The organism is Pantoea sp. Tr-811, from assembly GCF_011752535.1.
Taxonomy (GTDB): Bacteria; Pseudomonadota; Gammaproteobacteria; order Pseudomonadales; family Pseudomonadaceae; genus Aquipseudomonas.
Window position 1 is genome coordinate 65,534 of record NZ_VWXJ01000005.1, and the last position, 22,089, is coordinate 87,622.

At 65.4% G+C, this 22,089-nt stretch carries 14 protein-coding genes; 11 read left to right on the forward strand and 3 right to left on the reverse strand.

Annotated features, from left to right (window positions below):
* The first annotated feature begins 157 nt into the window (after positions 1 to 157).
* The 7 genes from glgA (at position 158) to F3J44_RS09395 (ending at position 12,064) form a co-directional block, all read left to right on the forward strand.
* On the forward strand, positions 158 to 1,717 hold the full coding sequence (gene glgA, locus F3J44_RS09365) for a glycogen synthase GlgA (protein ID WP_167271883.1): 1,560 nt from the start codon (positions 158 to 160) through the stop codon (positions 1,715 to 1,717).
* 13 nt (positions 1,718 to 1,730) lie between these two features.
* On the forward strand, positions 1,731 to 3,473 hold the full coding sequence (treZ, locus tag F3J44_RS09370) for a malto-oligosyltrehalose trehalohydrolase (RefSeq protein WP_167271885.1): 1,743 nt from the start codon (positions 1,731 to 1,733) through the stop codon (positions 3,471 to 3,473).
* Positions 3,470 to 5,539: a 4-alpha-glucanotransferase gene (gene malQ, locus F3J44_RS09375; protein ID WP_167271887.1), complete on the forward strand. Its 2,070-nt coding sequence runs from the start codon at positions 3,470 to 3,472 to the stop codon at positions 5,537 to 5,539. The genes treZ and malQ overlap by 4 nt, the downstream gene beginning before the upstream one ends.
* A complete protein-coding gene (locus F3J44_RS09380; protein ID WP_167271889.1) occupies positions 5,536 to 8,310 on the forward strand; it encodes a malto-oligosyltrehalose synthase in 2,775 nt (924 codons plus the stop codon). The genes malQ and F3J44_RS09380 overlap by 4 nt, the downstream gene beginning before the upstream one ends.
* 17 nt (positions 8,311 to 8,327) lie before the next feature.
* A complete protein-coding gene (locus tag F3J44_RS09385) occupies positions 8,328 to 8,591 on the forward strand; it encodes a DUF2934 domain-containing protein (protein WP_167068158.1) in 264 nt (87 codons plus the stop codon).
* Between the two features lie 138 nt (positions 8,592 to 8,729).
* Entirely contained in the window at positions 8,730 to 10,883 is a 2,154-nt protein-coding gene (gene glgX / locus F3J44_RS09390; RefSeq protein WP_167068160.1) for a glycogen debranching protein GlgX, read from the forward strand.
* 362 nt (positions 10,884 to 11,245) lie between these two features.
* A complete protein-coding gene (locus F3J44_RS09395) occupies positions 11,246 to 12,064 on the forward strand; it encodes an autotransporter outer membrane beta-barrel domain-containing protein (protein WP_167271891.1) in 819 nt (272 codons plus the stop codon).
* Positions 12,065 to 12,157: 93 nt separating this feature from the next.
* Here F3J44_RS09395 and glgB read toward each other — a convergent pair whose 3' ends face one another.
* The 3 genes from glgB to F3J44_RS09410 form a co-directional block, all read right to left on the reverse strand.
* On the reverse strand, positions 12,158 to 14,368 hold the full coding sequence (gene glgB / locus F3J44_RS09400) for a 1,4-alpha-glucan branching protein GlgB (protein ID WP_167068165.1): 2,211 nt from the start codon (positions 14,366 to 14,368) through the stop codon (positions 12,158 to 12,160).
* Complete coding sequence (gene treS / locus F3J44_RS09405; RefSeq protein WP_167271893.1) at positions 14,365 to 17,685, reverse strand: maltose alpha-D-glucosyltransferase; 3,321 nt, start codon at positions 17,683 to 17,685, stop codon at positions 14,365 to 14,367. The genes glgB and treS overlap by 4 nt, the downstream gene beginning before the upstream one ends.
* 166 nt (positions 17,686 to 17,851) lie before the next feature.
* Complete coding sequence (locus tag F3J44_RS09410) at positions 17,852 to 19,837, reverse strand: alpha-1,4-glucan--maltose-1-phosphate maltosyltransferase (protein WP_205299794.1); 1,986 nt, start codon at positions 19,835 to 19,837, stop codon at positions 17,852 to 17,854.
* 174 nt (positions 19,838 to 20,011) lie between these two features.
* Here F3J44_RS09410 and F3J44_RS09415 point away from each other — a divergent pair, with 174 nt between their 5' ends.
* From F3J44_RS09415 to F3J44_RS09430, 4 genes are all read left to right on the forward strand, one after another.
* Positions 20,012 to 20,173, forward strand: coding sequence for a hypothetical protein (locus F3J44_RS09415; protein ID WP_167068174.1), 162 nt, complete (start codon positions 20,012 to 20,014; stop codon positions 20,171 to 20,173).
* Positions 20,174 to 20,456: 283 nt separating this feature from the next.
* Entirely contained in the window at positions 20,457 to 20,693 is a 237-nt protein-coding gene (gene acpP / locus F3J44_RS09420; protein ID WP_167271898.1) for an acyl carrier protein, read from the forward strand.
* A gap of 33 nt (positions 20,694 to 20,726) precedes the next feature.
* Entirely contained in the window at positions 20,727 to 20,987 is a 261-nt protein-coding gene (locus F3J44_RS09425) for a hypothetical protein (RefSeq protein ID WP_167271900.1), read from the forward strand.
* A gap of 18 nt (positions 20,988 to 21,005) precedes the next feature.
* The gene (locus F3J44_RS09430) at positions 21,006 to 21,977 is read left to right on the forward strand and encodes an RHS repeat-associated core domain-containing protein (protein ID WP_167271901.1); all 972 of its coding nucleotides are present in this window, start codon (positions 21,006 to 21,008) and stop codon (positions 21,975 to 21,977) included.
* The last annotated feature ends 112 nt before the right edge of the window (positions 21,978 to 22,089 follow it).

Below are 22,089 nucleotides of genomic sequence, written 5' to 3' on the forward strand. Positions count from 1 at the left end.
AGTCCAATCGCCTTCGGCCGGAATGCTGATCGCGTTGTGCCCGTGCGCACGACTTCGGGGCATGGATAGCGTTACGCAACGACAGAACCAGAGAGAACCAGCACGCCACATTGCAACGGGTGCCAGCACCCGGCCACACATAGGGACGGAGAGAAGTATGATCAGTGCCGCTGTCGAACCTCACGTAGATTCATTCAACCCGGAAAACCGCGAGCCGCTTACCCCGGCGCTTGCCACGACAGCCAAGGCACCCGGCGCCCAGCGCCAGCACAACCCCAACAAACGCAAAATCCTGTTCGTGACCTCGGAAATCGCCGACCTGGTGAAAACCGGCGGCCTGGGCGACGTGTCCGCTGCCCTGCCCCGGGCCCTGGCGCACCTGCACGATGTGCGCGTGCTGATTCCCGGCTACCGCCAGGTAATGGAAAGCGACAACCCCATCCATGTGGTGGGCGAACTCGGTGGCCACGCCGCCCTGCCGCCCTGCCGCATCGGCCGCATGGACATGGCCGACGGCCTGGTGATCTACGTGCTGATCTGCCCCGAACTGTACGAGCGCGACGGCACGCCCTATGGTGCCAACAACGGCCGCGACTGGCCCGACAACCACATCCGCTTCGCCCGCCTGGGCCTGGCCGCTGCCGAGATCGCTGCCGGCGAGGGCCGCATTCACTGGCAGCCCGAGGTGGTCCACGCCCATGACTGGCCAGCCGGCCTGGCCCCGGCCTACATGCACTGGCGTGGGCTCAATACCCCAACCCTGTTCACCATCCACAACCTGGCCTACCAGGGCGTGTACAGCCGTGCCTGCAGCCCTGAGCTGGCAATTCCCGACCATGCCATGCAGCAGGAAGGCATGGAGTTCTACGGCAAGCTGTCGTTCCTCAAGGCCGGCCTTGCCTACTCCAGCCACATCACCACGGTCAGCGCCACCTACGCCCGGGAAATCACCACCCCGGAATTTGGCTGCGGCCTCGATGGTTTTCTGTCCAGCAAGGCCCAGCAAGGCTTGCTGGGCGGCATTCCCAACGGCATCGACGAAAGCTGGGACTCGGCCACCGACCAGCACCTGGAGCACAACTTCAGCATCAACGACTGGGACGGCAAGGCCCGCAACGCCGAGGCCGTGCGCCGCCTGTTCGGCCTTGAACCATCCACCGGGCCGTTGTTCGCCGTGGTGTCGCGGCTGGTGTACCAGAAAGGCCTGGACCTGACTCTGGGCGTGGCCGACTACATCGTCGAGCAAGGCGGGCAGATTGCAATTATCGGCCGCGGCGAACCGGAGGAAGAACAGGCCATGCGCGAGCTGGCCGTGCGTCACCCCGGGCGTATCGGCGTGCGCATCGGCTTCAACGAAACCGACGCCCGGCGCATGTTCGCCGGCAGCGACTTCCTGCTGATGCCTTCGCGCTACGAGCCCTGCGGCCTGAGCCAGATGTACGCCCAGCGCTTCGGGTCGCTGCCGGTGGCGCGCAACACCGGGGGCCTGGCCGACACCATCGAAAATGGCGTGACCGGTTTCCTGTTCAATGAGTCGAGCGTGGACAGCTACCGCGAGGCCCTGAGCCGCGCCTTCTATATCTACGCCAAGAAGGGCCTGCTCAACGCCATGCGCTGCCTGTCCATGACCCAGCCGTTCAACTGGTGCCAGGCGGTAGAACCCTATGCCCGCCTCTACGAGGACCTGGTCAAGCAGGCGCAACTGAGCCACTACTGAGCGAGGGCCGAAGATGCACAGGCATGGCGCACACTTGCTGGACGCCACGTCGGCGCGCTTCGCCCTCTGGGCACCCGATGCGCGCAACGTGAGCTTGCACCTGGAGCAGCAGCCGGCCATCGCCCTGCTGCCCGAGGAAGGCGGCTGGCACACGGGCATCGCCCCGTGCCAGGCCGGTGACCGTTACCACTTCTGTATCGACGGCCAGCTGCGGGTGGCCGACCCGGCGTCGCGCTACCAACCTGAGGGCGTGCATGGGCCAAGCCAGGTGGTGGATGTACAAGCCTACCCCTGGCAACACCCGTGGCAGGGCCGGCCCTGGCACGAGGCGGTGATTCAGGAACTGCACGTGGGCGTGCTCGAAGGCTACCCGGGCGTGGCGCGGCACCTGCCGCGCCTGGCCGAGCTCGGCATCAGCGCCATCGAGCTGATGCCCTTGGGGCAGTTCCCCGGCGAGCGCAACTGGGGCTACGACGGCGTGCTGCCCTTCGCCCCGCAGCACAGCTATGGCAGCCCCGAGCAACTGTGCGCGCTGGTCGACCAGGCCCATGGCCTGGGCCTGATGGTGATGGTCGATGTGGTGTACAACCACTTCGGCCCCGACGGCAACTACCTGCACCAGTACGCCAGCGCGTTCTTTCGCCAGGACCGCCAGACACCCTGGGGCGCGGCCATCGACTTTCGCCGCGCCGAGGTGCGCGAGTACTTCATCCAGAATGCCCTGATGTGGCTGTGCGACTACCGCTGCGACGGCCTGCGCCTGGATGCCGTGCACGCCATCGACCAGCCCGACTTTCTGCTGGAACTGGCCCAACGGGTACGCGCCGCTGTCGAACCCGGGCGCCAGGTGTGGCTGGTGCTGGAGAACGAACACAACCAGGCGTTCCTGTTGGAACAAGGTTTCGATGCCCAGTGGAACGACGATGGCCACAATGCCCTGCACGTGCTGCTGACCGGCGAAACCGAAGGCTACTACGCCGATTACCAGCAGCAGCCGATCGACAAGCTGGCCCGCTGCCTGGCCGAGGGCTTCGTGTTCCAGGGCCAGGCCAACCGCCACGGCACCCCACGCGGTGAGCCCAGCGGGCACCTGGCGCCCAGCGCGTTCGTGCTGTTCCTGCAGAACCACGACCAAATCGGCAACCGCGCCCTGGGCGAGCGCCTGACCCGCCTGTGCCCGCCCCCAGCCTTGCGCGCCGCCACCGGCCTGTTGCTGCTGGCGCCGATGGTCCCGCTGCTGTTCATGGGCGACGACGACGGCAGTTGCCGGCCGTTCCTGTTCTTCACCGACTTTCACGATGAGCTGGCCGATGCCGTGCGCGAAGGCCGGCGGGGCGAGTTCGCCCATTTCGCCGCCTTCGCCGACCCCGAGCAACGCGCGCACATCCCCGACCCCAACGCCCGGCACACCTTCGAAGCCTCGCGGCCAAGCAACCAGGAAGTGATCGCCGGTTGGCACGGCCTCTACCAGCAACTGCTCAGCCTGCGCCAACGCCACGTCATCCCGCACCTGCCCGGCAGCCGCGCCCTGGGCGCCGAGGTGCTGGGCGACAAGGCCCTGACCGCACGCTGGCAACTGGGCAATGGCCACATCCTGCGCATCGACCTGAACCTGGCCGCCACGCCCCAGGCCGTGGCACTGCCGGCAGCCGAACGGCGCCTGTTCGACAGCAGCGACACCACGCACCCCGACTCCGCACTGGCCGCCCACAGCTGTGTGGTCAGCCTGCTTCCACCTGGCCAGGAGCGCCCATGAGCGAAACCGCCCTGCACCGCTTGGCTGCCCGCGTAGGGCTGGCCCGTGACTGGATCGACGCCAACAACCGCCCCCAGCAAGTCAGCGACGAGGTACTGCGCAAGGTCCTGGACGGCCTTGGCCACCCCGCCCAGGATGAGCCCGCCACCCTGGCCAGCCTGCGCGCCGTGGAGGTCGCCGAAGACGGCGAGCACTTGCCGCCGCTGCTGACCGCCGAAGTGGACCAGCCGGTATCCCTGCAACGCTACTTCGCCCCGGGCAGCGCCGTGCGCTGCACCCTGGAAAGCAACCGCCTGCAACACCTGACGCTGGATGCCCAAGGCAACCTGCCCGGTGGCCTGCCCATCGGCTACCACCAACTGCACATCGACGAGCGCAGCTTCACCCTGGCCGTGGCGCCGCCGCGTTGCTACAGCCTGGCCGACGCGGTGGCCGAACCGCCGCCACGTTGCTGGGGCCTGGCGGTGCAGCTGTACAGCCTGCGCCGCCCTGGCGATGGTGGCTACGGCGACTGCCTGGCCCTGGAGCAATTGGCCCGAAGCGCCGCCGAACGCGGCGCCGATGCCTTGGCGATCAGCCCGATCCACGCCCTGTCGGCGGTCGACCAGCAGCACTACAGCCCCTACTCGCCCTCCAGCCGCCTGCTGCTCAACACCCTGTATGCCAGCCCCGCGGCGCTGCTGGGCGAGCGCAGCGTGCGCATGGCCATCGCCGCCTGCGGCCTGGAGCAAGTGCTCGAAGACCTGGAACAACGCCCGCTGGTGGACTGGCCACGCGCCGCCGACGCCCGCTTGCGCCTGCTGGAGGCGCTGTACCAGGACTTCAGCAAAGCCGAACACCCCCTGCGCAAGGACTTCGAAAGTTACCGCCAGGCCGGTGGCCAGGCCCTGGAGCACCATTGCCGCTTCGAAGTGCTGCAGGCCCAGGCCGTCGAGCATGGCCTGGGCGCCGACTGGCGCAACTGGCCAAGCGCCTGGCACGACCCCTATCACCCGGAAGTGGAGGCCTTCGCCGACGCTTACCCGGCCAGGGTCGAGTTCCACGCCTTCTGCCAGTGGCTGACCGAACGCAGCCTGCAGCGCGCCCAGCAAGCCGCCCGTAGCAGCGGCATGGCCATCGGCCTGATCGCCGACCTGGCGGTGGGCGCGGACGGCGCCGGTAGCCAGGCCTGGAGCCGCCAGGACGAGCTACTGGCCAACCTCAAGGTCGGCGCGCCGCCCGACATCCTCAACCGCTCCGGGCAGGACTGGGGCATCTGCGCGTTTTCCCCCGAAGGCCTCAAGCGCAACGGCTACCGCGCCTTCATCGAAATGCTGCGGGCCAACCTCACCCATGCCGGCGGCCTGCGCATCGACCACGTGATGGGCCTGCGCCGGCTGTGGCTGATCCCCCGCGGCTGCAAGCCCAGCGAGGGCGCCTACCTGCACTACCCGCTGCAAGACCTGCTGCGCTTGCTGGCCCTGGAATCGGTGCGCCACCAGGCGGTGATCCTCGGCGAAGACCTGGGCACGGTGCCCGACGGCCTGCGCGAGCAGCTGGCGGCCAACGCCGTGCTGGGCATGCGCGTGCTGCCCTTCGAGCAAACCCAGCCCGGCCACTTCAAGCCGATTCTCGACTGGCCAGACAACGCCCTGGCCACCACCGGCACCCACGACCTGGCGCCGCTGGCCGGCTGGCTGCAGAGCCGCGACATCGACTGGAGCCACCGCTTGCAACTGATCGACGCTGCCACCGAGCTGCACTGGCGCCACGAGCGGCAGCGGGAAAGCGAGGGGCTGCGCCGCACCCTGGAAGCCAACTACGGCCCGCAAGCAGACAACGACGCCGTGATCGATGCGGCCATCCGCTACGTCGGCCACACCCGCGCGCCGCTGGTGCTGATTCCGCTGGAAGACCTGCTGGGCAGCGACGAGCAACCCAACCTGCCCGGCACCACCAGCGGCCACCCGAACTGGCGCCGGCGCTTTGCCACGCCGGTGCGCGAACTGCTCGACGATGAGCACGCCGCCCGGCGCCTGGAGCTGCTGGCCCAGGCCCGTGAACAAGCCTGGGAGCGCGACCGATGAAAGCCCTGAGCGCAACCCTGCGCCTGCAGTTTCACAGCGACTTCACCCTGGACGATGCGGTGCCGCTGGTGCCGTATTTCGCCCAGCTGGGCATCAGCCACCTGTACGCCTCGCCAATCCTCAAGGCCCGGGCCGGCTCGCGCCATGGCTACGATGTGGTCGACCCAACGTGCGTGAACCCCGAGCTGGGCGGGGAAGCTGCACTGGAGCGGCTGGTGGCCGCCCTGCGCCAGCACGGCATGGGGTTGCTCCTCGATACCGTGTCCAACCACATGGCCGTGGGCGGCGCCGACAACCCTTGGTGGCAGAACCTGTTGGCCTGGGGCAGGCGCAGCCCCTATGCCGAATTCTTCGACATCCAGTGGCATTCCAGCGACCCGCTGCTGGCCGGCCAGCTGCTGTTGCCGTTCCTGGGCAGCGACTATGGCGCGGCGTTGAAGAACGGCGAAATTCCCTTGCAGTTCGACGCGCAGCAGGGCCTGCTGCAAGTCGCCCACCACGATCACCGCTTTCCGATCTGCCCCCAGGACTACGGCTGGATCCTGGCGCAAAGCCCGGAACCTGCACTGAACACCCTGGCCGAACACTTCACCGCCCTGGCTGAGGCCACCGACCCGCTGGCCAGCGCCTTGCCCTTGCACGCCGAACTGGCACGCCTGGTGCGCGAAGGCGCCGACCTGCAAGCGGCCCTGCTGGCCTTCGACAGCCGTACGGAGGCCGGCTTCAAACGCCTGCACCTGCTGCTTGAGCGCCAAACCTACCGCCTGGCCAGTTGGCGCACCGCCGCAGACGACATCAACTGGCGGCGCTTTTTCGACATCAACGAACTGGGTGGGCTGCGGGTGGAGCGCGCAGTGGTGTTCGAGGCCACCCATGCCAAGCTGTTTGCCTTGATCGAGCGCGGCCTGGTCGATGGCCTGCGCATTGACCATATCGATGGCCTGGCCGACCCGCGTGGCTACTGCCGCAAGCTGCGCCGCCGGGTCGACAGCCTGCTTGCCCGGCGCCCGCTGCACGCGGCGCTGGAGCACTTCCCGATCTACGTCGAGAAGATCCTCGGCGTTGACGAGCACCTGCACCGCGACTGGCTCACCGACGGCACCACCGGCTACGAATTCATGAACCAGGTGTCGTTGCTGCAGCACGACCCCGCCGGCGAAGCGCCGCTGACCGAGCTGTGGAGCACAGTCAGCGAACGCCCCGCGTTCACCGAGGAAGTGCGCCAGGCCCGGCACCTGGTACTCACTGCCAGCCTGGCCGGCGATTGCGAGTCGGTCGCCCAGGCCCTGCTGCAAGTGGCCCGCGACGACCTGATGACCCGCGACCTGACCCTCGGCGCCATCCGCCGCGCGTTGCAGGCCCTGGTTGCGCACTACCCGGTGTACCGCACCTACTTCAACGCCTGCGGCCGCCCGGCCGAGGACGAGCGTTTCTTCCAGCAGGCCCTGGCCAATGCCCGCCAGGACCTGGCCGAAGCCGACTGGCCGCTGCTGGAGCAACTCGAACGCTGGCTGGGCGGCCAGCCCTGGCGCCAGCTGCCGCCGGGCCGCCCGCGCAAGCACCTGCGCCACGCCTGCGTGCGCTTTCAACAGCTCACCGCGCCCAGCGCCGCCAAGGCCGTGGAAGACACCGCCTTCTACCGCTCGGCGCGGCTGCTGTCGCGCAACGATGTGGGCTTCGAGGCCGAGCGTTTCAGCGCCAGCCCCGCGCACTTTCACAACGAGGCCCAACGCCGCCTGCGCGACTTCCCAGACAACCTGCTGGCCACCGCCACCCACGACCACAAGCGCGGCGAAGATACCCGCGCGCGCCTGGCCGTGCTGAGCGAACGTGGCCCGTGGTTCGCCAGCCGTGTGGAGCATTGGCGCGAACTGGCCGCACCGCTGCGCGAAAGCCTGGACGATGGCCCGGCGCCCAGCCCCGGCGACGAGCTGCTGCTGTTGCAGACACTGCTCGGCAGCTGGCCGCTGAACCTCGACCCGCGCGACGACAACGGCCTGCGCCAGTACGCCGAGCGCATTCGCCAGTGGCAGCAGAAGGCCCTGCGCGAGGCCAAGCTGCGCAGCAGCTGGAACGCACCTAACGATGCCTATGAAGCCGCGTGCGCGGCCTATGTCGACGGCCTGCTGCTGGACCGGGAAAACCAGCAACTGCGCCAGTCACTGGCCGATGCCGTGCAGCTGATCGTCTGCTCCGGCGCCCTCAACGGGCTGGTGCAGACGCTGCTGCGCATGACCGTGCCCGGCGTGCCCGACCTGTACCAGGGCAACGAGTACTGGGATTTCAGCCTGGTCGACCCGGACAACCGCCGCCCCGTGGACTACGCTTGCAGGCGTCGTACGCTGGACGCTGCCACGCCCCCTGGCGAGCTGCTGGCGCACTGGCGCGATGGCCGCATCAAGCAGGCGCTCGTGGCCCGCGTGCTGGATTGCCGCCAGGCCCACGCCGAGCTGTTTCGCCGCGGCGCCTACCTGCCCCTGAACGTGCAGGGCCGGCATGCCGAACAGGTCATCGCCTTCGCCCGCCTGGGTGACGGCGAGCGCGCCATCGTCGTAGCCCCGCGCCTGGCCAGCAGCCTGCTGGGCAGCGCAACCGAACCGTTGATCCCGGCACAGAACTGGGACGATACACGGGTGATCTTGCCGTTTGCCTTGTCGCCTGCCACTTGGACTGGACTTTTCGGCGGCGCCGCTGTCAGCCCTACAAGGGAGCTGCCACTGAGCGCCGTATTGGCGGATTTTCCAGTCAACCTGTTGATTGAACATGCCTAGCATTCAGGAGCGTCGAGATGAGTGTCGATGAAAAACGAGTACGCGAATTCGCCTACCAGATCTGGGAGTCGGAGGGTAAGCCACAGGGACAGGAAGACCGCCATTGGGACATGGCCCGCAAGTTGGCCGAAGCCGAAGCCCTGGCACCCAAGGCCGAGCCACGCAAGCGCGCGGCAGCCAAGCCCAAGGCGCCAGCCGAGCCCAAGGTGACGGCCCTGCCGGCGGCCAAGGCGCCGGCTGCCAAGAAGCCTCGGGCAGTGAAAAAGCCCACCGCTGGCTAACGCCTGTAGCGGCCCTTTCGCGGGGCAAGCCCGCTCCTACAGGCCCTTCACGATCCCTGTGTAGGAGCGGGCTTGCCCCGCGAAGAGGCCGGTACATGTTTCCCCACCCCCCATCCACAAGGCCATTCGAGGATTGCCATGAGCCCGCGCACCCCAAAGAAAACCCGCTCCGTTGCCCCATCGCGCATTCGTGAAGGCCTGCCCTTCCCGCTCGGCGCCACCTGGGACGGCCTGGGCGTGAACTTTGCCCTGTTCTCGGCCAATGCCACCAAGGTTGAGCTGTGCCTGTTCGACTCCACGGGCGAGCAGGAACTCGAACGCATCGAGCTGCCCGAATACACCGACGAGATCTACCACGGCTACCTGCCCGACGCCCACCCCGGGCTGGTCTACGGCTACCGTGTGTACGGCCCCTACGAGCCGGCAAACGGCCACCGCTTCAACCCCAACAAACTGCTGATCGACCCCTACGCCAAGCAGCTGGTCGGCAGCCTGAAGTGGTCTGAAGCGCTGTTTGGCTACACCATCGGCCACCCCGACGGCGACCTGTCGTTCGACGAGCGCGACAGCGCGCCCTTCGTGCCCAAGTGCAAAGTGATCGACCCGGCCTTCACCTGGGGCCGCGACCAGCCAGTGCAGGTGCCGTGGGAGCGCACCATCATCTACGAAGCCCACACCCGCGGCATCAGCATGCGCCACCCGGCGGTGCCGGAAAAACTGCGCGGCACCTTCGCCGGCCTTGCCAATGACGAGCTGCTGAAGCACATCAAGGAGCTGGGCGTATCGAGCATCGAGCTGCTGCCCATTCACGCCTTCGTCAACGACCAGCACCTGCTGGAAAAGGGCCTGAACAACTACTGGGGTTACAACAGCATCGCCTTCTTCGCGCCGCACCCACGCTACCTTGCCAGCGGCAAGATCGCCGAGTTCAAGGAGATGGTGGCGCACCTGCACGACGCAGGCCTGGAGGTGATTCTGGATGTGGTCTACAACCACACCGCCGAAGGCAACGAGCGCGGCCCCACCCTGTCGATGCGCGGCATCGACAACGCCTCGTACTACCGCCTGATGCCCGACGACAAGCGCTTCTACATCAACGATTCGGGTACCGGCAACACCCTCGACCTGAGCCACCCCAGGGTGCTGCAACTGGTGACCGACTCGCTGCGCTACTGGGCCGGCGAGATGCGCGTGGACGGTTTCCGCTTCGACCTCGCCACCATCCTGGGCCGTTACCACGACGGCTACAGCGAACGCCACGGCTTCCTCGTGGCCTGCCGCCAAGACCCCATGCTCAGCCAGGTGAAACTGATCGCCGAACCCTGGGACTGCGGCCCCGGGGGTTACCAGGTGGGCAACTTCGCGCCAGGCTGGGCGGAATGGAACGACCGTTTCCGCGACACCACGCGGGCGTTCTGGAAAGGTGACGAAGGCCAGCTGGCCGACTTCGCCGCACGCCTGACCGCCTCGGGCGACCTGTTCAACAACCGTGGCCGGCGGCCCTATTCGTCGGTCAATTTCATCACCGCCCACGACGGCTTCACCCTGCGCGACCTGGTGTCGTACAACAGCAAGCACAACGAGGACAACGACGAGAACAACCAGGACGGCACCGACAATAACCTGTCATGGAACTGTGGCGTGGAAGGCCCCACCGACGACCCGCAGGTCAACGCCCTGCGCATGCGCCAGATGCGCAACTACTTCGCAACCTTGCTGCTGGCCCAGGGCACGCCGATGATCGTTGCCGGCGACGAATTCAGCCGCACCCAGCATGGCAACAACAACGCCTACTGCCAGGACAGCGAAATCGGCTGGGTGAACTGGGACCTGGACCAGCAAGGCGAGGAGCTGCTGGCGTTCGTCAAGCGCCTGACCCGCCTGCGCCTGGCCTACCCGGTGCTGCGCCGCTCGCGTTTTCTGGTGGGCGACTACAACGAGGCAATCGGCGTCAAGGACGTGACCTGGCTGGCGCCCGATGGCAGCGAGATGAGCGTGGAGCAGTGGGAAGACCCGCACGGGCGCTGCCTGGGCATGCTGATCGATGGCCGCGCCCAGGAAAGCGGCATTGCCCGGCCTGGTGCGGAGGCGACCATGCTGCTGATCGTCAATGCACACCATGACGTGGTGCCGTTCCAGTTGCCGGCAGTGCCTGAAGGGGACTACTGGAGCTGCCTGGTCGACACCGACCGGCCAGAACTGCGCAAGCCGCAACACCTGCAGTTCGACAGCACCTTCGAGGTCAAGGGCCGCTCGCTGTTGCTGATGGTGCTGCAGCGCGAGGAAGACTGAAGCAGCGCCCGCCCTGCGGCCCTTGGCGGCAGGTGCGGCTCTAGCAACGATTCGGCATAGCGCCAGGCCAGTAAAGAACGATACCCGCTATGCCCGAGTCGATTGCCGGGGAAATCAAGCAGTTAACCTGCAATACAGGTTTTGCACATGGCTTTCACACATTCTTGACGCAAGCGCCGCCGTCTCCTTAGCTGAACACTACCACTTGCAGTTAACACTCATGCCGGGCCTCTAGCTCGCGCCTTTGCACGCGCGCCTGAAGCGTGGCGTGCTGGTTTGGGTCGCCCTCTGTTTTTGCCGTACAGCTCGTGACAACAGGCCAGATCCTTGGCTGTACAACAAGAAAACTGAGGAGATCCGCCATGAATACCCACTCGAATCCGTTGCGTTTCGACCGTATTTTCTACGCGGTTTCCACGTCGATGCTTCTGGCAACCCCGGTGGAAACCTTTGCCTCGGAACTACAAGAACCCGCCACCTACCCCAGTGCCCAGCAACAGCCGGCCATGGTGCTGCGCAGCGGCACCTTCGTGGGCCACGACAACCTGCAGGGCCCGATCGAAGTGCCCCGTGCGCAGGTAGCCGACATGCAGCGCAACGCCATCAACCTCAGCGGCGAGAGCCAGGGCGCGTACTGGAGCCTGACCCACACCCAGGGCTGGCACCTGGACGCCACGGCCACCGGCTCGCAACTCGATGGCGGCAACGCACAGGGGCGCTATGACAGCCGTACCACGACCTTTTCGGTGGAGGGCGGTTTCCCCATCCACCTCACTGACAACTGGGTGATCGAGCCCCAGGCGCAGTTGGTGAACCAGCGTTTCTACCCCGGCAGCCAGGTGCCGGTGGCAACCGCGCAGGCCTTCGACAACCAGCCCAGTTGGAGCGGCCGGGTGGGTGCGCGGCTGTCGGGGCGCTACGATGTCAACGGCATGCCGATCGAGCCCTATGTGCGCACCAACGTGTGGTACGACTTCAGCAATGCCGATGAGGTGAAGTTGGACCAGGTCGACAAGATTTCCAGCTCGCGGTATTCGACCACGGTGGAACTGGGGCTGGGGTTGGTGGCGCGGGTGACGCCTTCGGTGGCGCTGTTCGTCAGTGCCGACTACAGCAGTGATGTGGATGACAACGACATCAACGGGTTGATTGCCAGCCTTGGCATCCGCATGCGCTGGTAGGCCTTTGTAGGAGCGGGCTTGCCCCGCGAACACCGGCGCAGCCGGTGCCACGCACCGCGTCGCTTGCTTCGCGGGGCAAGCCCGCTCCTACAATTAGGCCGGCTTCATCACCAACACCCCCAGCGGCGGCAGGTTCAGCGCCAACGACAACGGCTGCCCATGGCTGGCCACGTCCTCACTCTGTACCGCCCCCAGGTTGCCAACGTTGGACCCGGCATACAGCTCGGCATCACTGTTGAGCATTTCCTCCCAGCGTTCCCCGAACGGCACGCCAATCCGGTAGCCCTCACGCGGCACCGGGGTGAAGTTGGCCACCACCAGCAACGGCTCACCCTGGCTGCTCCAGCGCAACCAGGCATACACGCTGTTGTGCGCGTCATCGCCAATCAGCCACTGGAAGCCCTGGGGCTGGCAGTCCTGCTCGTGCAGCGCCGGCAGCTCCCGGTACAGCCGGTTGAGGTCACCTACCAGGCGCTGCACGCCCTGGTGCTCGGGGTACTGCAGCAGGTACCAGTCCAGCTGCTGGTCATGGTTCCACTCGCGCCACTGGCCGAACTCACAGCCCATGAACAGCAGCTTCTTGCCCGGGTGGGTCCACATGAAGGTCAGGTAGGCGCGCAGGTTGGCGAATTTCTGCCAGCGGTCGCCGGGCATCTTGTCGATCAGCGAGTGCTTGCCGTGCACCACCTCGTCGTGGGAAATCGGCAGGATGAAATGCTCGGAATAGGCGTAGATCAGCCCGAAGCTCATCTCGTTGTGGTGATAGGTGCGGTGCACTGGGTCGTTCTGGATGTAGTGCAGGGTGTCGTGCATCCAGCCCATGTTCCACTTGTAGGCAAAGCCCAGCCCGCCCTGCTGGATCGGCTGGCTGACACCGGGCCAGGCCGTGGATTCCTCGGCGATGATCAGCGCGCCTGGCGCCTCGTGGGCCGCAATGCCGTTGAGGTGGCGAATGAAGTCGATGGCCTCCAGGTTCTCGCGCCCACCATGGCGGTTGGGCACCCACTCGCCGGCCTTGCGCGAGTAATCGCGGTAGAGCATCGACGCCACCGCATCGACGCGCAGGCCATCGATATGGAAATGCTTGAGCCAGTGCAACGCCGAAGCCAGCATGAAGCCGCGCACCTCGTTGCGCCCCAGGTTGTAGATCAGCGTGTTCCAGTCCTGGTGGTAGCCTTCCAGCGGGTTGTCGTACTCATACAGCGCGGTGCCGTCGAAGCGGGCCAGGCCATGCTCGTCGGTGGGGAAATGCGCGGGCACCCAGTCCAGAATCACGCCGATGCCGCCCTGGTGGCAGGCATCGACGAACGCGGCGAAGTCCTCGGCGCTGCCGTAGCGCGAAGTGGGCGCGAACAGCGACAGCGGCTGGTAACCCCAGGAGCCGCCAAACGGGTGCTCCATGATCGGCAGCAGCTCGATGTGGGTAAAGCCCAGCTGCTGCACGTAAGGCACCAGGCGCTCGGCCAATTCGCGCCAGTTGTAGAAGCGCGCGACCTCACCCAGCTCGTCAAGCTCGCATTGCCAGGAGCCTGGGTGCAGTTCATAGATCGACAGCGGCGCGCTGTAGGCATGGCGTTGGGCGCGTTGCTCCATCCACTGCTGGTCGTGCCAGGCATGGCTCAGTGCGCCGGCCACCTTGGAGGCTGTGCTGGGCGGCAGCTCGGTGGCGCGGGCCAGGGGGTCGGCCTTGAGCGGCAGCACGCCATCCTTGCCCAGCACCTCGAACTTGTAGGTTTCGCCCACGCCCAGGCGCGGCAGGAACAGCTCCCACACCCCGGCGCTGTGGCGCAGGCGCATGGGGTGGCGGCGGCCATCCCAGTTGTTGAAATCGCCCACCACCGACACCCGCCGGGCGTTCGGCGCCCACACCGAGAAGCACACGCCGTCCACGCCATCGACCTGAATCGGCTGCGCGCCGAAACGCCCGGACAAGTCACGGTGGTTGCCTTCGGCGAACAGGTAGAGGTCCATGTCGCCCAGTTGCGGGCCGAAGCTGTACGGGTCTTCGGTCACCTGCTCGCCCCCGGCCCAGCCAATGTGCAGCCGGTAGGGGTGCGCCTCATCCAGGTGCGCCGTGAACAGCCCTGGCAGGCTGCCTTGCGCCATGTCGGCCAGCACCCGGCCATCGTCGCGCGCCAGCACACGTACATTCAACGCGCCGGGCAGGAAGGCGCGAAGCTGCAGGCCGCCGTGGCCATCGGCGTGGGGACCCAGCACGGCAAAAGGGTCGGCGTGCTCGGCGCGGGCCAGGGCATCCAGGTCCCGTTGCCGAAGGCCGCCGTTTTCACGCGTTGTAACGTTCATTCTGACTCTCCCCAGGTACTGATCAGTCCATGCAGGCCATGCAAGGGCACGGCCAGCCAGCTCGGACGGTTCTCGGCTTCGTATGTGATTTCGTAAGCGGCTTTTTCCAGGCAGAACAACTCCAGTGCGGCGCGCTCGCCTTCGGCCTGTTGCCAGGCATGGGGCATGGCGGCGGTGGCCAGCCCATAGGCTTGGACGAAGGCATGGCGAGACTGGTGCAGGTACTGCCGGGCAACACGTTGACGGGCCTGGCGCGCCGGGCCTGAAAGGTCGACCGCAGACGCACTGCGCAGGATCATCGCAGCAGCATAGTCGAAGGATCGCAACACGCCGCTGACATCCTTGTAGGGGCTGTGCTTGGCCCGGCGTTCCTCCAGTGGGCGGGACGGCTCACCCTCGAAATCGATCAGGTAGGCATCGCCCTGCACCACCAGCACCTGGCCCAGGTGCAGGTCGCCATGCACCCGCATCAGCAGCCCGCCCTGGGCCTGCTCGGCCAGCCTGACGATGTGCTGGGCAAGGCCTTCGCGCTGCTGCTGCAGGTCGTCCACCAGGGCCTGGCTGTCGCTGTCCAGGTGTGCGCGGTGCTGGGCCAACAGGTCGAGGGCGTGGTTGAGTTCGGCGCTGACCTGCGTGCTCCAGCGCTGGCTGTCCTCGGCCTTGCTGGCGCGCGGCTGGAAGGCTGGGTCGTCGCTCGGCGCGGCCAGCAGCAGGTGCATCTCGCCCAGGCGCTGGCCGAGCAGGCTGGCGAAACCGTTGAGCTCGGCCAGCGCGTCGGTGTGAGCTTGTGCCTCGGCGCTGTCGGGCTCCATCTCGTCGCGAATGGCCCGTTCCAGGGTGTTCTGGGTCCAGGCCCAGGCGTCACCCTGGTTGCTCAGGTAGCCCTGGGCAATCATCAGCAAGTGCGGCGTTGCCTGGTCATCGACGCGGCTGACCCAGGCCAGCAACGGCGATATATTGGCAAAGCCTGCGGCAGTCAGGTAGGCGCTCATTTCCAGCTCGGGGTGAATGCCCGGGTTGACCCGGCGGATCAGCTTGAGCACCACGCGGTCGCCAATCACCACCGAACTGTTGGACTGCTCGGCGCTCAGGTAACGCACCGCGCTTTCGTCGTCCAGGCCCAGGCTGGCGAGCTGCGCGTTGCTGGCGAAGTGCAGTTCGCCCTGGCCATTGCCACAGGGTAGGCGCTGCTCCTCCTGGCAAGCGCGCAGCACCGCACGGATGAACGGTTCGAGCACGAAGGCATCGGTAATGAGGCCCACCTGGTGGGCACGGCGCACCCGGGAAAGCGCTAGTTGCTGGGGCAAGGCGCTGTTGATCTGCTCCTCGGGCAGCAGGCCGAACGGCAGCTGGTAGTGGGTGGCCACGCCGTCGCTGTGCACCTCGATTTCGCTGAGCAGCACCGGTGTGGTGGCCGTGCCGAAGCGCACGCCGTAACACAGGCGCACCGCATCGATCGGCCCTTCCTTGCCGGCGAACCAGCGCCGCTTGGGCAGGTACTGGGGCAGGATCGAGCCTTGCAGGGTGTCGCTCGACGGCGCTTCGAGCAGTTCTTCCATGCGTTTGCGCAGCACTAAGGTAGTCAATTCCGGCATCCCCTCGGTCGCTTGGATGTGCCAGCTGGGCATGCGGTCGTGGGCGGCCAGCAGGAACCAGTAGAAGGCATAGGGTGGCAAGGTCAACAGGAACGGCAGCTGGCCGATCGGTGGGAAGGCGCTGCCGCCCAGCATCTCCACCGGCACCCGCTCGGCGTACTGCTGCAGTTCCAGTTCCGCGGCTTGGGCTGCGCGGGAAACGTTGGCGACACAGAGGATCACTTCGCTGTTGCCGTCGGCATCGGTGTACTCGCGCAGGTAGGCGAGGATGCGCCGGTTACTGGGGGCAAGGGTGCGCAAGGTGCCGCGGCCGAAGGCCTTCTGCTGGTTGCGCACCGCCAGCAGGCGGCGGTTCCAGTTCAGCAGCGAATGCGGGTCGTGGGCCTGGGCTTCGACGTTGACGGTCTGGTAGCCGTAGAGCGGGTCCATGATCGGCGGCAACACCAGGCGCTGCGGGTCGGCCTTGGAGAAGCCGCCGTTGCGGTCTGGCGACCACTGCATCGGCGTGCGCACACCGTCGCGGTCGCCCAGGTAGATGTTGTCGCCCATGCCCAGTTCGTCGCCGTAGTACAGGGTGGGCGTGCCGGGCATCGACAGCAGCAGGCTGGTGAGCAGTTCGATGCGCCGCCGGTCACGCTGCAGCAGCGGCGCCAGGCGCCGGCGAATGCCAAGGTTGATGCGCGCGCGGCGGTCTTCGGCGTAGTAGTTCCACAGGTAGTCGCGCTCGCGGTCGGTGACCATTTCCAGGGTGAGCTCATCGTGGTTGCGCAGGAAGATCGCCCATTGGCAGTTGGCGGGAATTTCCGGGGTCTGGCGCAGGATGTCGGTGATCGGGAAGCGGTCTTCCATGGCCAGGGCCATGTACATGCGCGGCATCAGCGGAAAGTGGAACGCCATGTGGCATTCGTCGCCATCGCCTGCGCCGAAGTACGGGCGGGTGTCTTCGGGCCACTGGTTGGCCTCGGCCAACAGCATGCGGTCGGGGTAGTTGGCGTCGATTTCGGCGCGGATGGCCTTGAGCACCGCGTGGGTTTCGGGGAGGTTTTCGTTGTGGGTGCCGTCGCGTTCGATCAGGTAGGGGATGGCGTCCAGGCGCAGGCCGTCGACGCCCAGGTCGAGCCAGAAGCGCATCACCCCGATCACCGCCTTGAGCACCTGGGGGTTGTCAAAGTTGAGGTCAGGCTGGTGCGAGTAGAAGCGGTGCCAGAAGTATTGGCCGGCGACCGGGTCCCAGGTCCAGTTGGATTTTTCGGTGTCGAGGAAAATGATGCGCGTACCGTCGTACTTCTGGTCGTCATCGGACCACACGTAGAAGTCCCGCGCCTTGCTGCCACGCTTGGCGTGGCGGGCGCGCTGGAACCAGGGGTGCTGGTCGGAGGTGTGGTTGATGACCAGCTCGGTGATCACCCGAAGCCCTCGTGCGTGGGCTTCGGCGATGAAGCGGCGGGCGTCGGCCAGGCTGCCGTAGTCGGGGTGCACGGCTTTGTACTCGGCAATGTCGTAGCCGTCGTCCCGGCGTGGCGAGGGGTAGAACGGCAGCAGCCAGAGGGTGTTGACGCCAAGGCCTGCGATGTAGTCAAGCTTGCCGATCAGGCCTTCGAAGTCACCGATGCCGTCGTTGTTGGCATCGAAGAACGACTTGATGTGCAGCTGGTAGATCACCGCGTCCTTGTACCACAGCGGGTCATCGATAAAGGCTGCCGGGCGGGAACGCTTGGCCATGGGTGACTCCTTTCAGATCTCGGTACAGCACGGCCCCGGTAGGAGCGAGCGCAGCTCGCGATGGGCTGCAAGGCAGCCCCGGCAACACGGGCTGCGAAGCTGAAACCCTGGGGCCGCCAGGCGACCCATCGCGAGCTACGCTCGCTCCTACCAGGTTGCGGTGGTTTCAATGAGCCTTTTCGATACGCCAGATGCCGAACGGCTGGTGCCAGGGTTCTATGCGCATCCACTGGGTTTTGCCGTGCCAGGTCCAGCGGTGGCCGTTCATCAAGTCCTCGCCCAGGGTATCGGCGTTGTCGCCCAGCCCCAGCTCCCACAGCGGTAGCTCGAAGCTGGCCTCCTGGGCGTTGTGCGGGTCGAGGCTGATGGCTACCAGGATGTAGTTGTCGCGCTCGCGCGTACGCTTGGCGAAGTACAGGATGTTGTCGTTCCAGCAGTTGAGGAAAACCACCCCCAGGTGGGTTTGCAGGGCGCGGTTCTGCCGGCGAATGCGGTTGAGCTGGGCAATTTCGGCCACGATGTTGCCGGGCTGGGTGAAGTCGCGCGGACGGATTTCGTACTTCTCCGAATCCAGGTATTCCTCCTTGCCCGGCAGCGGCGTGGCTTCGCACAGCTCGAAGCCCGAATACATGCCCCACAGCCCCGAGCCCATGGTGGCAAGGGCTGCGCGAATGAGGAAGCCGGCACGGCCGGAGGTTTGCAGGAAGTAGGGGTTGATGTCTGGCGTGTTGACGAAGAAGTTTGGCCGGTAGCACTGGCTCCACGGCGGCTGGTTGAGTTCTTCGAAATACTCGCGCAGCTCCTGCTTGGTATTGCGCCAGGTGAAGTAGGTGTAGCTCTGGGCATACCCCACCTTGCCCAGGCGCGCCATCATGGCCGGCTTGGTGAAGGCCTCGGCGAGGAAGATCACCTCGGGGTACTGGCTGCGCACATTGGCGATCAGCCATTGCCAGAACGGCAGCGGCTTGGTGTGCGGGTTGTCGACGCGGAAGGTCTTCACGCCCTCTTCCACCCAACCGACCACCACGTCGCGCAGGGCCAGCCACAGGCTCGGCACCGCTTCGGCGGCGTAGAAGTCGACGTTGACGATGTCCTGGTATTTCTTCGGCGGGTTCTCGGCGTAGCGAATGGTGCCGTCTGGGCGCCAGCTGAACCAGCCAGGGTGTTGCTTGAGCCAGGGGTGGTCCTGGGAGCACTGGATGGCGAAGTCCAGGGCGATTTCCAGGCCGTGCTCGGCGGCAGCGGCGACCAGGCGGCGGAAGTCTTCACGGCTGCCCAGCTGCGGGTGAATGGCTTCGTGGCCGCCCTCGTCGCTGCCGATGGCATAGGGGCTGCCGGGGTCGCCGGGCTCGGCGCGCAGGGCATTGTTGCGGCCCTTGCGGTGCTGGGTGCCAATGGGGTGAATGGGTGGGAAGTACAGCACGTCGAAGCCCATGTCACGGATCATCGGCAGGCGTTCGTGCACATCGTTGAAGGTGCCGTGGCGGTCGGGGCTGCTGGTGATCGAGCGGGGGAACAGCTCGTACCAACTGGCGAACAGCGCCGCCGGGCGGTCGACATCGACGGGGAATTCGCGGCTGCGGGTGAGGTAGCTGCGGTGCTCGGCATCGGCCATCAGGCGTGCGGTGTCGGGGTGCAGCAGCAGCGCCACCTGGTCATCGGGTTTTAGCGCCACCAGGCGGTCGCGCAGGGCGCCGATTTCATCGCGCAGCACACCTTCGGTGAGTTCCATGCCCTGGCCCAGCATCAACCGGCCCTCTTCGAGCTCCAGCTTGACCTCGACGCCGGCGTGGTACTTTCGCTCCAGGTCGTGGCAATAGGTGGCGAAGGGGTCGATCCAGGCCTCGATGCTGAACAGGTGTGGGCCGAGCTCGGATGGGGTGAATTCGGCCAGCCACAGGTCGTTGCCTGGTGAGTGCATGGGCACGCAATGCCAGCGGCGGCTGTTGGCCTGGCGCCAGTTGAGCATCACCGCCAGGCGGTCGTGGCCGTCGCTGTAGACCTTGCTGCTGACTGCAACTGGCTGGCCGCTGATGGCCTTGGCAGCGAAGGTGCCAGCTTCGAGTACCGGTTGGGTGTCTTCGATCACGATGCGCGGCGCCAACAGCGCCTGGGACAGGCTGATGGCCTGGTCCGGGTGATCGTTCGCCATGGGCACGCGTTCAAAGGGCTCGTTTCGTGACATCGACCTTGCTCCCTCAGGCTGGTGGCGGTAAGGGTTCAGAGCCGGGCACAGGCGTGGGGTTCAAAAAAATTGAGCGAACGGCAGCTGCCAGCGGTCAGAGCCTTCAGCACCTCTTTCCATTCACCCACGCGAGGTCAGGCCATGAACATTCCCATTCCACCGGAGACACCCGACCCCAACATCGACGACCCGAGCTTGCCGCCGCCCGTGCCGGAACAGGAACCGGACGAGCTGCCCATCAAGCCGACCATGCCGCCGACGGTGGGGGACCCGCCGAATGAGGAGCCCCCGGTGAAGGCTTAAGGGTAGACGTTCATACCCGGACTGCCCATCGCCCAAGGGCCTGTACCCGCCCCGTAGGAGCGAGCGCCGCTCGCGATGCGTCGCGTCAGCGGCGCAGGCATTCGGTACCTGTGAAACCGAGCGCCGCGCTTGCGGCGCATCGCGAGCTTCGCTCGCTCCTACCGGGCGTACCGCACAATCCCGAGGCATGCAATTTGCTCTCGGGCAACTGACATTTTTACCAGTTTCACCCAAACCTCACGCGCGATATACCCATCACAGGTCCCATCCACTGGAGATTGAGATGAGTACGGTAGAAGAACGCGTGAAAAAAGTGGTTGCAGAACAACTGGGCATCGAAGAGGAAGAGGTCAAGAATGAGTCGTCCTTTATGGAAGACCTTGGGGCAGACTCGCTGGACACCGTGGAACTGGTCATGTCGCTGGAAGAAGAGTTTGAAATGGAAATAACCGATGAGCAGGCGGAGCAGCTGACCACGGTTCAAGCCGCGATCGACCACATCAACAAACATGGCAAGTAAGCCAATCCATCCTGTTCCGGCGGAGATTCAACCATGGACAACTACCGCAAACTCGTCATCCGCAGCCTGCAGAAGATCATCGCCAACCAACGCGCCCAAGCCATCGAAACCTACGGTGACAGCGCCCTTCTTCCTACCTTCAAGGTTGATAAAGACCTGATGCTCAGGGAAGCGCTTGGCGAGCAGACCCTGCACCGTTACCTGAAAGCACTGCGCCTGGCGACCCGTAAACCAGTCAGTTACAGCGACCACATGACCGTCGGCGGCCTGATCGAAGTCCTCAGCCAACCTTGAGCGAGGAGGGAATGATTCATGATCGAACGATACTTCTATCAAGACTCCAACGTTGTCACAGTTCTGCAGGCTACCGTCATCACGACCTCGCTCACTCATGGGCGAATGACAATGGCGTTCCTCACTGGCGCGGTCCAACAGCAGCGCACTACGTTGCTGGCAACGGACGCCCAACAGTCTGCCGTCCGGTATTGCACGCAATCGGAGCAACATTCCATAACTTTCAATGCATATGGGCAAGCCGTGGGGCGTCCTGACCTGCCCGCCGTATTCAAAGGGGAGCGACCCGATACGCTTAGCCAGCACTATATACTCGGAATGGGCTACCGCAGTTACAACCCCAGTCTGATGAGGTTCATGAGCCCGGACAGTGACAGCCCGTTTGCGCGCGGAGGGCTCAACACCTATGCATTCGTAATGGGTGACCCTATAAATTACGGCGACCCTTCCGGGCACGGCATTGGAGAGTTCATCAGGCCACACCTAAAGATCACCAGGCCCTACACGACGTTCGGCAAAACCCGGCGTGACAATAGTCGCCTCAAGGACATCGTTGTCACCAGTGGAAGGGAATATGGTAGCAAACACGATACAATGGACGTCATATTCGGTCATGGCGATGGTTGGACCGTAGGCGGTTTGACACCCAAAGGTTTGAAGGAACAGCTGAAATTGAATAAAGCTGCCCTCACCGATGGCCCCATTCACCTGATCTCCTGCAGAGCTGGGGCAAGTACAGAAACCCATGGTAATGGCTTCCCGACGGTCGCTTTCGGACAGCAGCTGTCCGATATCATGGGCAAACCGGTCACCACGTATACCGAGCCCGTCCTCTTTAACTTGGGCCTCAACCCGACAAGTACATTGATTGAACTGGAACTTATCGAGAACGGCTATCTGAACGCAGGCCCGGTGACTTTTTATCCCGAACAGTACAAGAAAAAGAGAACTGGACTGTTGGGGAGAATCGTATCAAAGACACGTGGGTAATGAGGTAATGCATCACCGGCGCTCAATCTACTCGGCACAGAGCGCCTGTCGCGCATGCGGCGTTTATCGAACCGCGCCTATCCTCGCCACGCGGAACTTGCGCATGCTCAAC